Consider the following 14,183-nt stretch of genomic DNA (forward strand, 5'->3'; position numbering starts at 1 on the left):
AAGCCACGGCATGCCGTGGCTTTTTTATTGCCGGCTGCGCAAGACGGCTTTCCCGATACAACCGAAAACCGCCCAGCGCACCCGCTACTGCAAAACGATAGACCTCAACCCGCGGTCGCCGCCGAAGCCGCCACCGGCGCGCTCGCCGCACCGTAATCGACCGGTGCGTCGGCCGGACGCGGCTGATCGCCGGCCCGTTCGATCCAGCCGCCGCCGAGTGCCTGATACAGCGTGACCAGGTTCTGCAGGCGCTGCATGCGCGCGGTCACCAGCAACTGCTGCGCCGAATACAGATCGGTCTGCGCGGTCAGCACCGACAGGTAGCTGTCCACACCGTTCTTATAACGCAGGTCCGACAGATCCAGCCGGCGCTGTTCAGCAAAGGTATTGCGCTCCAGCGCCTGGATCTGCTGATCGTACGTGCCGCGTGCCGCCAGTGCGTCCGCCACTTCGCGGAAGGCCGTCTGGATCGCCTTTTCATACGTCGCGATCTGGATGTTCTTCTGCACGGTGGCGAGATCGAGATTGGCCTTGTTCTGGCCGCCTTCGAAAATCGGCAGCGTGATCGACGGCGCGAAACTCCATGCCGCCGAACCCGGCTTGAACAGACCACCGAGCGACGGGCTCAGCGTGCCGAAACTGCCGGTCAGCGAAACCTTCGGGAAGAAGGCTGCGCGCGCCGCGCCGATGTTCGCGTTGGCCGCGAGCAGATTCTCCTCGGCCTCCATGATGTCCGGACGACGCGTCAGCAGATCGGAGGGCAAGCCCGCCGGAATATCCGTCAGGAGATTCTGGTTATCCAGCGTCATGCCCGGCGGCAAATCATCCGGCAACGGCTCGCCGACCAGCAGCACGAGCGCGTTGTCCGCCTGTGCCCGCAAACGCGCCTGCGACTGCAGGTTGGCGTTCGCCTGCTCGACCACCGTTTCCGACTGACGCAGATCCAGTTCCGAACCCGTGCCGTTGTCGAACTGCAGCTTGGTGATCCGGTACGACTCCTGGGCGGTCTTCAGCGTGTTCTGCGTGACCTTCAGCAGATCGTCCAGTTCGAGCACCGTCATGTACTGATTGGCCACTTGCGAGACCAACGCGATTTCCGCTGCCTTACGCGCCTGAGCGGTGGCCAGGTACTGCGCCAACGCCTGATCCTTCAGGCTTTGAATCCGCCCGAAGAAGTCGATTTCCCACGAAGCATTCAAGCCGACCGAATACGTGTTCGTGATCGTCGACGGGGTGGACGACAAGTCCTTCGGCGTGCGCTGCTTGCTTTGCGACGCCGCCGCGTTCAACGTCGGGAACAGCGCCGCGCGAGCGATCTGGTACTGCGCCTGCGATGCCTGGATATTCAGCACCGACACGCGCAGATCGCGGTTGTTCTTCAGCGCGATGTCGATCAGCCGCTGCAAACGCGCGTCGGCGAAGAAATCACGCCAGCCGATATCGGCCGCCGCCTGACCATTCGCGGTGCGCGCGGCAGTCGAGTTACCCGCTTGCGACGCGCCCGGTTGGGTCGCGCCCGGCTGCGTGTCGTACACGCCACCGGTCGGGAAAGTTGCCGTCACGGGTTCGGCGGGGCGATGGTACTTCGGCGCCATCGTGCAACCCGCGGCGAACAGCGCAACCGCCACTGCAATCAAAGAGTGTTTTTGCATCTCAATGTCCGTCCTTGCCCGAGCCGTTACCGCCCGACGCACCACCTTGCGGATCGTGCGGATGGAGCTGGTTGGAATGTTCGAACGCTGCATCCGGGTCTTCCGTCTCACCACCGAACTTCGCGCGGATCACGACGAAGAACATCGGGATCATGAAAATCGCGAGGAAGGTCGCCGTCAACATCCCGCCGATCACGCCGGTACCGATTGCGTGCTGGCTGGCCGAACCCGCGCCGTTACTGATCGCGAGCGGCATCACGCCGAGAATGAACGCGAGCGAGGTCATCAGAATCGGGCGCAACCGCAGACGCGCTGCTTCGAGCGCGGCCTCGACCGGCCCCATCCCCTGCCCCTGCTGCAACTCTCGGGCGAATTCCACGATCAGAATCGCGTTCTTCGCCGACAGCCCCACCGTGGTCAACAGACCCACCTGGAAGAACACGTCGTTCTCGAGCCCACGCAGCGTAGCGGCTAGCAGTGCGCCGATCACGCCGAGCGGCACCACCATGATCACCGAGAACGGGATCGACCAGCTTTCATACAGCGCCGCGAGACAGAGGAACACCACCAGGATCGAGATGCCGTACAGAATCGGCGCCTGCGAACCGGACTGGCGTTCCTGCAGCGACAAGCCCGTCCATTCGTAGCCGATACCCGCCGGCAGCTTCGCCACGAGTGCTTCCATGGCCGTCATGGCCTGGCCGGTCGACTTGCCCGGTGCAGCCGCGCCCTGGATTTCCACCGCGGAGATGCCGTTGTAGCGCTCGAGCTTCGGCGACCCGTAGGTCCACGAACCGCTCGCGAACGACGAGAACGGCACCATGGTGCCCGCCGAATTGCGCACGTACCAGGCGTTCAGGTCTTCCGGGTTCATCCGGAACGGTGCGTCGCCTTGCAGATACACCTTCTTGATCCGGCCGTCGATGTCGAGGAAGTTGTTCACGTACTGCGACGCCCATGCGATCGAGAACGTCTGGTCGATCGCCGACAGCGACACGCCGAGCGCGGAAGCCTTCTCGTGGTCGATATCCACCTTGAACTGCGGCGTATCGTTCAGGCCGTTCGGACGCACCTGCGCCAGCGTCGGATCTTTCGAGGCCATGCCAAGCAGCATGTTGCGCGCTTGCATGAGCTTCTCGTGACCGACACCCGCACGATCCTGCAACTCGAAGTCGAAGCCCGCGGCCGTGCCGAGCTCAGGAATCGACGGCGGATTCACCGGATACACCAGCGCGGTCTTGTAGCTCGAGAAATGCATGAAGAGGCGGCCAACCAGCGCCTGCACCTTCTGATCCGAGTGCTGACGTTCCGCGTAGTCCTTCATCCGCACGAACACGAGACCCGCGTTCTGACCGCGACCGGCGAAGCTGAAGCCGTTCACGGTGAAGGTCGATTCGACGATACTCTTTTCAGTGTTGAGCAGGTAGTCGGAGACATCCTTCAGCGCGCGCGCCGTGGTTTCCTGCGTCGAGCCAGACGGCGTTTGCACCAGAACGAACATCGTGCCCTGATCTTCATCGGGCAGGAACGATTTCGGCAACTTCACGAACAGCAAACCGACCGCGAAGATCACCACCATGTAGATGATCAGCCAACGGCCCGAGCGCTTGATCACGTGGTGAACGCCCGAGTGGTACTTGTCGCGGCTCGTTTCGAAGGTCCGGTTGAACCAGCCGAAGAAACCCTTCTTGACTTCGTGATGACCCTTCGGAATCGGCTTGAGAATCGTCGCGCACAGCGCCGGCGTCAGAATCAACGCGACCAGCACGGACAGCACCATCGCCGCCACGATCGTCAGCGAGAACTGCCGGTAAATCGCCCCGACCGAACCGCCCGAGAACGCCACCGGCACGAACACCGCCGACAGCACGAGCGCCACGCCGATCAGCGCGCCGGTAATCTGGTCCATTGCCTTGCGGGTGGCTTCCCGAGGCGACAAGCCCTCCTCGGCCATCACCCGCTCGACGTTTTCCACCACCACGATCGCATCGTCTACCAGCAAGCCGATCGCCAGCACGAGCCCGAACATGGACAGCGTGTTGATCGAGAAGCCCACCAGACCCATGATCGCGAACGTGCCCAGCAGCACCACCGGCACGGCGATCGTCGGGATCAGCGTGGCGCGCAGGTTCTGCAGGAACAGGTACATGACCAGGAACACCAGCACGATACCTTCGAGCAGCGTCTTGACCACTTCTTCGATCGACAGGCGCACGAACGGCGTGGTGTCGTACGGATACTTCACGACGAGACCGTGCGGGAAGTACTTCGACAGCTCGTCGATCTTCGCGCGTACTGCCTTGGCGGTAGCCAATGCGTTAGCACCCGTGGCGAGCTGAATACCGAAACCGGCCGTAGGCTGACCGTTGTACTTGGTGTCGAAGTTATAGTTTTCGCCACCGAGCTCGACGCGCCCCACGTCCTTGATACGGACCCGCGAACCATCCGGGTTCACCTTCAGCAGCACGTTGCCGAACTGTTCAGGCGTATTCAGCAGCGTGGCTTCCGTGATGGTGGCCTGCAGCACCTGGCCCGGCACCGACGGCGTGCCGCCGAGCGAGCCGCCCGCGACCTGCACGTTCTGCGCCTGCAAGGCGGTCTGCACATCCACCGGCGTGAGGCCGAAGTTGGTCAGCTTGTTGGCGTCCAGCCAGATCCGCATTGCGTACTGCGAGCCGAACAGCGTCACCGTACCCACGCCGTCGATCCGGCTGATGGGGTCTTCGACGTTCGACGCGACATAGTTCGCCAGGTCGTACTTGCTCATGCTGCCATCTTCGGAATTGAAGGCCATCACGAGCAGGAAGCTGCTGCTCGATTTGGTGACCTTCGTCCCGAGTTGCTGCACGGCTTGCGGCAACAGCGGCGTGGCGAGCTGCAGCTTGTTCTGCACCTGCACCTGCGCGATGTCAGGATTGGTGCCGGCTGCGAACGTCAGCGTGATGGTTGCCGTACCCGAGTCGTCCGAGGTGGACGACAGATACAGCAAGTGGTCGAGACCACTCATCTGCTGCTCGATCACCTGCGTGACGGTGTTTTCCACCGTCTTCGCCGAGGCGCCCGGGTACGTTGCGCTGATCTGCACGGCCGGCGGCGCGATGGTCGGATATTGCGCGATCGGCAGCGTGAACACCGACGCGATACCCGCGAGCATCAGAATAATGGCGATCACCCACGCAAAAATTGGGCGATCAATAAAGAACTTTGCCATGTGGCGGGCTCCCTGTTATTACGCGCCCGATGCAGCAGAAGCGGGTTGAGCCGTCTGCGTAGCACCGCTGGCGGCCGGCGCACCCTGAGCGGATGCGTCGGAAGCGGGTGTGGCGGGAAGTTGCGCGGCAACGGCCTTCACGTCCTGTCCCGGATGCGCCTTGTCGGTGCCCTGAACAATCACGCGGTCGCCGGCCTTCAGGCCGCTTTCCACCACCCAGTTCGAACCGTACGTGCCCGACGTAACGAGCTGGCGCAATTCGACCTTGTTCGCGCTATTGACCACGAGCGCCGTAGGCGTGCCCTTCTGGTCATGCGTGATGCCGACTTGCGGCACGACGAGCGCGTTCTCGTTGACGCCTTCTTCGATCTTCGCGCGCACAAACATGCCCGGCAGCAGCACCTTGTCGGTGTTCTTGAAGATCGCGCGGACCGTCACCGAGCCGGTGCTCTGGTCGACCGTCACGTCGGTGAACTGCAGCTTGCCCTGCTCCGAATAGGTGCGGCCGTCTTCGAGAATCAGCGAGACCTTGGCAGCGCCCGGGCCGCTCGTCTTCAAGCGGCCTTCCTGCACTTCACGGCGCAGCTTCAGACCGTCGAGGCTCGATTGCGTCAGGTCCACGTAGACCGGGTCGAGTTGCTGGACGGTTGCCATCAGCGTGGCGGCGCTCGCCTGCACATAGGCGCCCGGCGTGACTTGCGACACGCCGACCTGGCCGGTCACCGGCGAGACTACGTCGGTGTAGCCGAGGTTGATCTGCGCCGTGTCGACCGCGGCCTTGCCGGCCGCCACGTCAGCCGCGGCCTGGCCTTCAGCGGCCACCGCGTTGTCGTAGTCCTGCTTGCTGACCGCGTTGGCGGCAACCAGCACCTTGTAGCGATTGGCTTGCGCGGTGGTCGACACGAGGTTGGCCTGGGCCTTCGCCAGCGTTGCCTTCGCGTTGTTCAACGCCGCGATGTAAGGCGCCGGGTCGATCTTGTACAGCCGCTGACCCGCCTTGACCTCGCCGCCTTCCGTGAATTCACGGCGCAGCACGATGCCGTCGACCCGTGCGCGCACTTGCGCGACGAGGAAGGCACTGGTGCGGCCGGGCAATTCGGTGACGACGGGCACAGCCGTCGGCTGGATGGTGACCACACCCACTTCGGGCGTTTGTTGCGGCGGGGCAGATTGTTTTGGTCCGCACGCTGCCAGCAATACGGCAGCCGTCGCGGCACTGATTAAGCGGAATGGAACCCGTTCGACGCGCATGGAGCGACCTCTGTCAATGACTGAGAATGAAAAAGTGCGCGCATCCCTACCCCGGGGACGACAGCGCACACATGCGTCTTGCGACGCCTGACCGGAAGCCCGAGGATGCAAACACACCTGCAAGGGCATCCTGAGCGAAATGCGCCATACCGGGGAAATGCCGCACGGCGCCGCCCATCCGGGCACGACGCAAGAGCGTTTTGAAAGGCAACAGTGACGGATATTAACCGGTCGTCACAGCTTGGGCTATCCGATCGTGGGGTGCTATTATATATACATCCACGAATGGATGTAAAAGTGCGTTTTCATCTTTGCAGGCGGGAGGCTTGCAAAGATCGATTCGCAAATCGCTTAACCCCAGACAGATTGTCATCGAGCGTGCTTAAAAGCGCCCGGGAAAACCCCACAATCAGGGCAGGTCACACCTATATGGTCAGAAGAACGAAAGAAGAGGCGCAGGAGACACGTAATAGCATTCTCGACGCGGCCGAACGGGTTTTCTTCGAGAAAGGCGTGTCGCGCACCTCGCTCGCCGACATCGCACAGGCCGCCGGCGTCACGCGTGGCGCGATCTACTGGCATTTCGCGCATAAAAGCGATCTCTTTACCGAGATGTTCGACCGCGTGCTGCTGCCGCTGGACGAGCTCAAGGCTGCTTCGCAAGACCCCAATGAGCCCGATCCGCTTGGCCGTCTTACGGAAATCTGTACGGTCTGCCTGCGCGACACGGCTAACGACCCGCGCCGCCGCCGGGTATTCGACATCCTCTTTCTGAAGTGCGAACTGGTCGAAGAGATGGGACCGGTGATGATCCGCTATCAGACGAACATGCGGGAAGGGCTGCAGAAGATCGAAGGCGGTCTGCGCAATGCGATCTCCAAAGGGCAACTGCCGGCCGATCTCGACACCGGGATCGCGGCGGCGATGGTGCATGCGTTTGTCAGCGGCTCGCTGCGCGACATGCTGTTCCTACCGGACGCGACCGATTTCGGCAAACATGCCGAGCAGATGGTCGCCGGCATGTTCGATGCGCTGCTGCTGAGTCCGGCCTTGCGCCAAGGGAATCGGGCGGCGCCGGCCACCCGGTGACCTGGTCAGACTAGCCAGATGGCGATCTAGGCGGCAATCCGGCGGGCGCGCGCTTTCTGGTTGGAGGTGTAGATGTTGCCGCGCTCGAGCTTCGCCCCGCCCTGCACCGCCTCGATCCACTGCTGCGTGCTCGCCACCGCCGCGAAGTTCGACTGCAGGACCACGCTGAAAACCTGGTGGATCTCCTGCGCGCTCGCAAAGCCCGCGCTGTTCTCATACGGCAACGAGCCGGTTGCGTCGTGCAGAAACTCGACCGCGAAGCCCGCGTGCGTGGCGTGATTGATCGTCGATGCGTCGCAGTTGTGTGTCATGTAGCCGACGATCGTCAGGGTATCGATCTGCCGCGCAGCCAGCCAGTCGGCCAGATCCGTGCCGGTAAAGGCGCTCGCCATCGACTTCTCAATATAGTGATCGCGCGCCCGCGTACCCACCACCGGATGCAGCTCGGCGCCTTCGCTGCCGCGCGCGAACACCGGCGAGCCGGCCGACGAGAAATGTTGCACCACCACCACCGGCACGCCGGCGGCATGCGCCGCGTCGATCGCCCGGCCAATGTTGGCGAGCGAGGTTTGCACCTCCGGATACTCGATCGGCAGATCGCCGGTGACGTATTCGTTCTGCACATCGATGACGATCAGCGCGCGGCGGGATGCGGTCATGGCAAGACTCCTTATTGGTTGAACAGTTAGGATTCGCGCCGCGCGGCCCGGGATGGGTGTTAGGCAGGCAGCGGCGATGACTGCATTGTTCGCCCGGCGCCATTTTCCCGACAGCGACCCGAATGACAATATTCGCTAGAATCGGGCCATCGTTGAATTTCTCAGGGCGCGGCAACCCATGACTACCTCCTCACCCATCGTGGCGCGCGGCGACACGCCCCGCCACGTCGTCGCGGTGATCGCGTTCGATCGCATCAGCCCGTTCCATCTTTCGGTGCCGTGTGTGGTGTTCGGAGAGGATCGTGCGGGCCCAGGCCTGCCCGAGTTCGACTTTCGTGTCTGCGCCGCCGAAACCGGCCCGCTGAGCACCACCGCCGGTTTCTCGATCGCCGTCACGCATGGACTCGAAGCACTCGCCGACGCGGATACGATCATCGTGCCGAGCTGGCGCGACCCGGACGAGACGCCGTCCGACGCGCTGCTCGATGCGCTGCGCGCCGCCCACGCACGTGGCGCGCAACTGGTCGGGTTGTGTCTGGGCGCATTCGTGCTGGCCGCCGCCGGCATTCTCGACGGCCGGCCGGCTTCCACCCATTGGGCGTGCGCGGACGACTTCGCGCGCCGCTATCCGCGCGTGCGGCTCGATCCCGACGTGCTGTACGTGGACGACGGCAACGTACTGACCTCGGCCGGCACTGCCGCCGGCCTCGACTGCTGTCTGCACGTGCTGCGCAAGATGTGCGGCGCGCAGGCGGCGAACTATGTCGCGCGCCGGCTGGTCGTGTCGCCGCACCGCCAGGGCGGCCAGGCGCAATTCATCGACCAGCCTGTGCCGCCGAATGTGCGCGGCGACCGCTTGTCCGGTCTGCTCGACTGGGTAGGCGGAAATCTCGATGCCCCGCATACGCTCGACACGCTCGCCGAGCGCGCCTTGATGAGCCGCCGCACCTTCACGCGACGCTTCCGGCTCGCCACCGGCACGACCGTCGGCGCATGGCTGCTGGCGCAACGGCTCGCCCGCGCGCAGCAACTGCTGGAAAGCACAGATGAGTCCGTGGAAACGATCGCGGGAATAGCCGGTTTCGGCTCGACCGCCTCGCTGCGGCAACATTTCGCGGAGGCGTTCCGCACTTCGCCTTCCGCATGGCGGAGGGAGTTTCGCGGTGTGTGAGGGTCTATGAGCGCCTATGAGGGCCGCGCAGCCAAAGCCGCGAACGGGGGCGACTTCGCCCCGGCGCTGCCCAGCCTGCGCGCGCCGTCAGCGTTCGCTGAACCAGCGCGCCACATACAGCAGCAGCGCGACCAGAAAAATCATCGCCGCCCATGCCCAGTTCGGCAGCGCGTGCGGACTGGAATCATGATGCGAAACCCCATGCGTGACCCCGTGGGATCCCCCATGTGACGCGCTCGCCGCCCGTCCGGTCAGCGTGTGGCCATGATCCATGCGGGCCCGCCGCGCGATGCCGCTGAGTGCGATGGGCCGCAGAAACACATGCTGCCGCCGCGCCGCGGAACCCCGCGCGCGGTTGGGCCCTTGCCCGTGCTTGGCGCGAACCACCGCGCCGAACTCGTCGAAGAAATCGTCGGCCAGTTGATGCAGCGCGTGTTCAAGCTGGCGCGTGGGCAGTTCGGCGAGCGGCCCGGACGAGGTTGCCCAGATCGTGTAATCGATCCGTGTGCCCCGCTCCCTGCCGATGCCATGCGAGGTGTCGTCGGCGCGCAATTTCACTTCGATCTGTCCGCGCAACGCGCCGATGCCCTCGGCACGTGCCTTGAAATTGATGGTGCGGCGCTGTGCCTCCGCCGGCCCGAAATCCTGACCGGCCACGTGGGCCCGCGCTTCGTAGCGTGCGCGCAACGGCCCGAGCGGCACGGTCATGGTAAGTGCGAATTCGCCGTGACCAAGCCGCGTGAACGACTCGCAATTGTCGAGGCTGGCACGCAACAAGGCGAGGTCCTGCAACGCGTCCCAAACGTCGGACGGCGCAAGCGGAATCCGTAACGCGTCGTTCAGTTCCATGGCAGCCTCCCCGATGAACGCGCGACAGCCGGTCAGGACGTCTGATCGATGCGGTCGACGCGCGATGCGTAAAACGCGAGATACCCTTTTATCTGCGCCGCTTTTTCGAGCGGCGTTTCATAGCTCCACACGGCGTTTTCGATCAACCCGTCTTCGGTGCGCAGATGGAAGTAGGACGCCTCGCCCTTGAACGGGCAGTGCGAAGTATGCGTCGAGCGCTCGAGGCGCGCCATATTCACGTCGCCGCGCGGAAAATAGAACACGTCCGGCAGACCGGTTTCCTTGAGCGTCAGGCCCGCCTGGGTGTCGGCCATCGTCACGCCGCCATGAATCACCCGCACCCGGTGGCCATTGGCGCTGATCGCAATGGCGTGCGCGCCCGTGTTTGCACCGGGACTTCCGTGGGGTGTCAAGGCATCGCTCATGTCCCGGCTCCGGGGTGGTATCAGGCTCGCTGTGCGGCCGCACGAAAAGAAAAGCCACGGGGTATGCCCGTGGCTTCATTATCGGCCAAACTTCTGCCGAATGCGCGGCCTTCATGCATGCCGCTGGGCGTCTCGCCCGGCGCGGCTCAGGAAGGCGAGGCGCGTCTTATTGCGTCTTCCAGTAGAACGCCGCCTTGGCCGTGCCCTTGGCCGGAACCGTCACCGCCTGGGTCTGCTCGTGGCTTTCGTACTGCGCATGCACGGTGTAGCGGCCGGGACGCAGCTTGACCAGCATGTACGGTCCGCGCGAGGTGGCGCTCAGCACATCGCCGTCGTGGGCGTCGACGATTCGCACGCGAACGTCGGCGAGAAAATCGGAGCCGGGGCCCGTGAAGCGCAGCGACAGCGGCCACTGGCTTTCTGCGTGCCGCAACGCGGTGGATTCGTCGAGCCCGACGCCGCCCGACACGAACGAGATACCGCCCTTATGCTGGATTTGCGGCATGCCGCCGCCATTGGCGTTGCCCGCGCTGCCGTTGTCCGTGGTCGTGCCGCCCGCTACGTCACTCGCCTGTGCATAAGCGCCGCCCGCCAGACCGAGCGTGAGCGCCGCGCACACCGCGGCGGCTACGATCCTTCGCTGATTGCGTTGGGTTTTCATCGGTTCGCTCCTTTTTTAAGGCCTTGTCGTCCGGGGTCCCCCGTGGGTCCGGATCAAGGTAGACGCAACCTGCATGCCAGGCATCGGTTTGCGTCGTCGGAAAACTGCTGCTGCGCCACGCCATGCGGCGCAGAGCACCCTTCTTCACGGCTGCGGCATGACGGATTGGGTAAAAAAATGCCGGTCCGTCGGCAGTAAGTGCAAAAGGACCGGCACACGTTACCTCAATCCCCGCTTAGCCGAGATCGACCGGCACGAAGATCTGCGCGTTATCGCGCTGGATCAGCAACGCGATGCTGTTGCCCGCGCTGGCGATCATCTGCTTCAACTGATCGACGCTCGCAACCGGCCGGCCGTTGACCGCGAGAATCACGTCGCCCGGCTGGATACCTGCATTTTCAGCCGCGCCGCCCGATTGCTGCACCAGCAAACCGTGCGATACCGACGCGCTGCTCTTCTCTTCCGGCGTCAGCGGCCGCACCGCCACGCCGAGGCGGCCTTGCAACTGGGTCGGCTGATCGGCCTTGTCCGAGGCCACCTTCGCATCCGAGAGCGAACCGATCGTCACCGTCAGGTCCTTGGTGGCCTTGTCGCGCCACACCTGCACGGTCGCCTTGCTGCCCGGCGCCAGACTCGCGACCTGCGACGGCAGATCCGACGAGTCGCTGACCGGCTCACCGTTCACCGACAGAATCACGTCACCCGGCTGCAAACCGCCCTTGGCGGCCGGACCGCCCGGATCGACCGAGCTGACGAGCGCGCCTTGCGGCTTCTGCATGCCGAACGAATCGGCCAGCGTCTGGTTCATGCCCTGCACCGCGACGCCGAGGCGTCCGCGGCTCACGTGGCCGGTCTTGACGAGGTCGTCCTTGACCTTGATCGCCTCGTTGATCGGGATCGCGAACGAAAGGCCCTGGAAGCCGCCCGTCTGCGAATAGATCATCGAGTTGATGCCGATCACTTCCCCTTGCAGATTGAACAGCGGGCCACCCGAATTACCCGGGTTCACCGGCACGTCGGTCTGGATGAACGGCGTGTAGTTTTCGTTCGGCAGCGAGCGCGACTTCGCGCTGATGATGCCCGAGGTCACCGTGTTGTCGAAACCGTAGGGCGAGCCGATCGCGACCACCCATTGGCCGACCTTGCTCTGACGCGGATCGCCGATCTTCACGGTCGGCAGATTGCTCGCGTCGATCTTCAGCACGGCGACGTCCGACTGCTTGTCGGCGCCGACCACTTTCGCCTTGAATTCACGCTTGTCGGTGAGCTTGACCGTGACGACGTTCGCGCCATCCACCACGTGCGCATTGGTCAGGATGTAGCCGTCGCTGCTGACGATGAATCCCGAGCCGAGGCTCGCGCTCGGCTGATCGGGTGCATCGCCGCCGTCGCCGCCTTGCATGCCCGGCATGCCGCCGAAGAAGTGCTTGTAGAACTGATAGAAGGGATCGCTCGGATCGATCGGCAACTGGTTGCCGCTACTGCCGGCCATGCCGCCGTTGCCGCGCAATGCCGCCTGCTTGACCACATGCTTCGCGCTGATGTTGACGACGGCCGGGCCGTAGGTTTCAACGAGGCCCGAGAAATCGGGGATGCCGGTTTTCGCGGCCGCTTCAGCAGGCATCATCGCGGCCTGCGCCGGCGAGATCACCTGCGGCGCGGGCACGTCGCGATGCCCCGCCACATAGCCGGCGGAGAGCGCCACGGCGACAGCCACTGCAACAGCGCTGCGGGACAAGGTTTTCGCGTTCATCGTGTACTCCTGACTGGAGAAAGAGGCTCTGGAATGAGATGAAGCGTACGTGGCATCGCTTAAAAGAGTCTTAAGCAGCGCCAGATCGCGTCGAGCCCGTTTTTAAGCCTCGCTTAAGACCCGTTCGAATCACTTTACGAACAGAAAGCCTCTCCTTCAGAAGCGCACCTCGACCTGCAGACCACCCGCACCGGACTCGTCGAGCGTTACCGCCGCGTGGTGCTGCGTCGCGATGCGGCGCACGATCGCGAGGCCCAGACCGCTGCCCGCCACATCGGTGCGCGCGCGGTTCGCGCCGGCGCCGGCGCGGTAGAAGCGATCGAACACGCGCTCGCGCTCGGCAGGCTCGATGCCTGGCCCGCTGTCGGCAATCCGCACCACCGGACGCCCTTCTTCGACAGACAGACTGACGTCGACGCGGCCGCCTCGCGGCGTGTATTTGGTTGCGTTATCAACGAGATTGTTGAACATGACGCGCAACGCGTCGGCGTCGCCCGTCACCGTCGCGGGTTCGCTTGCCTCGATACCGAGATCGACGCCGCGATTCTGCGCAAGCGGCGCGTAGGCCACCACGCAGTCCTGCAGCAGCGCGCGCAAATCGATTGCATTGGTGGCGGCGAGGCCGTCCGGTTCCGACCGGGCGAGCGCCAGCAGTTGCTCGGCAAGACGCGTGGCGCGCGTGACGCCCGCCTGCAGATCGGCCAGCGCCTCGCTGCGCGCGGCGTCGTCTTTCGCGCGAGCCACCAGTTGCGTCTGAATCTGCACGGCGGCGAGCGGCGTGCGCAATTCGTGCGCGGCGTCGGCGACAAATGCCTTCTGGATATCGAGCGCGGTGGCGAGGCGTTCGAGCAGGCCGTTCAACGCGCGCACGAGCGGCTGCACTTCGAGCGGCAGACGCTGATCGGGCAGCGGGTCGAGCGCCTCGGGGTGACGCGCGTCGAGCGCGCTGGTCACCCGCCGCAGAGGCCGCAGTCCGCGTCCGACGGTCACCCACACCGCCAGCCCCAACAGCGGCAACAGCACGATCAACGGCCACAGGGTTCGCAACGCGACGTTCGCCGCGAGCCGGTTGCGCACTGAAACGGGCTGCGCCAGCTGCACGACGTTATCGCCGACGATCGCGCCGTACACCCGCCAGTCGCCGCGTTCCGTACGCTCAGTCGAGAAGCCGAGCTCGGCGCGCGGCGCGAGCGGCGCGCGCGGGCGCGAGTAGTACATCAACACGCCGTTGCGATTCCAGATCTGCAGCACGATGCCTTCGTCGCCGGTATCGCGCGAACCGAGCACCTGCGAGAACGGTTCCGACGGCAGCGCCGCGGCAATCTGCTCCAACTGGTAATCGAACAGTTCGTTGGCTTCGGCAAGCGCTTGCCGGTAGATCAGCCAACCCGCAATGCCCACGCCGAGCAACACCAGCGCCAGCAGCCAGAACAACAATTGACGGCGGATCGAACGCATCGGC

At 64.3% G+C, this 14,183-nt stretch carries 11 protein-coding genes; 2 read left to right on the forward strand and 9 right to left on the reverse strand.

Annotation, left to right across the window (positions count from 1 at the left end; genetic code table 11):
* Positions 1-104: 104 nt before the first annotated feature.
* From BCY88_RS38695 to BCY88_RS38705, 3 genes are read right to left on the reverse strand one after another with little or no spacing between them, the layout of a single operon-like run.
* Positions 105-1,652 (reverse strand): efflux transporter outer membrane subunit, encoded by a 1,548-nt coding sequence (locus BCY88_RS38695; RefSeq protein ID WP_120349349.1) that lies wholly within the window; start codon positions 1,650-1,652, stop codon positions 105-107.
* Position 1,653: 1 nt separating this feature from the next.
* Positions 1,654-4,863, reverse strand: coding sequence for an efflux RND transporter permease subunit (locus BCY88_RS38700; protein ID WP_120349350.1), 3,210 nt, complete (start codon positions 4,861-4,863; stop codon positions 1,654-1,656).
* A gap of 18 nt (positions 4,864-4,881) precedes the next feature.
* A complete protein-coding gene (locus BCY88_RS38705; RefSeq protein WP_120349351.1) occupies positions 4,882-6,114 on the reverse strand; it encodes an efflux RND transporter periplasmic adaptor subunit in 1,233 nt (410 codons plus the stop codon).
* 429 nt (positions 6,115-6,543) lie between these two features.
* Here BCY88_RS38705 and BCY88_RS38710 point away from each other — a divergent pair, with 429 nt between their 5' ends.
* Positions 6,544-7,203, forward strand: a complete 660-nt coding sequence (locus tag BCY88_RS38710) for a TetR family transcriptional regulator (RefSeq protein ID WP_120349352.1) — start codon at positions 6,544-6,546, stop codon at positions 7,201-7,203.
* Between the two features lie 26 nt (positions 7,204-7,229).
* On the opposite strand, the gene BCY88_RS38715 is transcribed toward BCY88_RS38710, so the two are convergent.
* Entirely contained in the window at positions 7,230-7,862 is a 633-nt protein-coding gene (locus tag BCY88_RS38715; RefSeq protein WP_120349353.1) for a cysteine hydrolase family protein, read from the reverse strand.
* Positions 7,863-8,040: 178 nt separating this feature from the next.
* On the opposite strand from BCY88_RS38715, the gene BCY88_RS38720 reads away from it, so the two are divergent.
* Entirely contained in the window at positions 8,041-9,033 is a 993-nt protein-coding gene (locus BCY88_RS38720; protein ID WP_120349354.1) for a helix-turn-helix domain-containing protein, read from the forward strand.
* An 87-nt stretch (positions 9,034-9,120) separates the two neighbouring features.
* On the opposite strand, the gene BCY88_RS38725 is transcribed toward BCY88_RS38720, so the two are convergent.
* From BCY88_RS38725 to BCY88_RS38745, 5 genes are all read right to left on the reverse strand, one after another.
* Positions 9,121-9,882 (reverse strand): SRPBCC family protein, encoded by a 762-nt coding sequence (locus BCY88_RS38725; protein ID WP_120349355.1) that lies wholly within the window; start codon positions 9,880-9,882, stop codon positions 9,121-9,123.
* 32 nt (positions 9,883-9,914) lie between these two features.
* Complete coding sequence (locus tag BCY88_RS38730) at positions 9,915-10,307, reverse strand: DUF427 domain-containing protein (RefSeq protein ID WP_120349356.1); 393 nt, start codon at positions 10,305-10,307, stop codon at positions 9,915-9,917.
* Positions 10,308-10,473: 166 nt separating this feature from the next.
* The gene (locus BCY88_RS38735) at positions 10,474-10,968 is read right to left on the reverse strand and encodes a peptidase associated/transthyretin-like domain-containing protein (protein ID WP_120349357.1); all 495 of its coding nucleotides are present in this window, start codon (positions 10,966-10,968) and stop codon (positions 10,474-10,476) included.
* A 235-nt stretch (positions 10,969-11,203) separates the two neighbouring features.
* Complete coding sequence (locus BCY88_RS38740; RefSeq protein ID WP_120349358.1) at positions 11,204-12,721, reverse strand: DegQ family serine endoprotease; 1,518 nt, start codon at positions 12,719-12,721, stop codon at positions 11,204-11,206.
* 156 nt (positions 12,722-12,877) lie between these two features.
* The gene (locus tag BCY88_RS38745; protein ID WP_120349359.1) at positions 12,878-14,179 is read right to left on the reverse strand and encodes an ATP-binding protein; all 1,302 of its coding nucleotides are present in this window, start codon (positions 14,177-14,179) and stop codon (positions 12,878-12,880) included.
* Between the last annotated feature and the right edge of the window lie 4 nt (positions 14,180-14,183).

The sequence above is a fragment of the Paraburkholderia fungorum genome (assembly GCF_003610895.1).
GTDB lineage: Bacteria > Pseudomonadota > Gammaproteobacteria > Burkholderiales > Burkholderiaceae > Paraburkholderia > Paraburkholderia fungorum_B.

Bases quoted from the DNA above. Each gene is read 5' to 3' on its own strand.
- BCY88_RS38695 (WP_120349349.1), bottom strand. From the start codon at position 1,652: ATGCAAAAACACTCTTTGATTGCAGTGGCGGTTGCGCTGTTCGCCGCG.
- BCY88_RS38700 (WP_120349350.1), bottom strand. From the start codon at position 4,863: ATGGCAAAGTTCTTTATTGATCGCCCAATTTTTGCGTGGGTGATCGCC.
- BCY88_RS38705 (WP_120349351.1), bottom strand. From the start codon at position 6,114: ATGCGCGTCGAACGGGTTCCATTCCGCTTAATCAGTGCCGCGACGGCT.
- BCY88_RS38710 (WP_120349352.1), top strand. From the start codon at position 6,544: ATGGTCAGAAGAACGAAAGAAGAGGCGCAGGAGACACGTAATAGCATT.
- BCY88_RS38715 (WP_120349353.1), bottom strand. From the start codon at position 7,862: ATGACCGCATCCCGCCGCGCGCTGATCGTCATCGATGTGCAGAACGAA.
- BCY88_RS38720 (WP_120349354.1), top strand. From the start codon at position 8,041: ATGACTACCTCCTCACCCATCGTGGCGCGCGGCGACACGCCCCGCCAC.
- BCY88_RS38725 (WP_120349355.1), bottom strand. From the start codon at position 9,882: ATGGAACTGAACGACGCGTTACGGATTCCGCTTGCGCCGTCCGACGTT.
- BCY88_RS38730 (WP_120349356.1), bottom strand. From the start codon at position 10,307: ATGAGCGATGCCTTGACACCCCACGGAAGTCCCGGTGCAAACACGGGC.
- BCY88_RS38735 (WP_120349357.1), bottom strand. From the start codon at position 10,968: ATGAAAACCCAACGCAATCAGCGAAGGATCGTAGCCGCCGCGGTGTGC.
- BCY88_RS38740 (WP_120349358.1), bottom strand. From the start codon at position 12,721: ATGAACGCGAAAACCTTGTCCCGCAGCGCTGTTGCAGTGGCTGTCGCC.
- BCY88_RS38745 (WP_120349359.1), bottom strand. From the start codon at position 14,179: ATGCGTTCGATCCGCCGTCAATTGTTGTTCTGGCTGCTGGCGCTGGTG.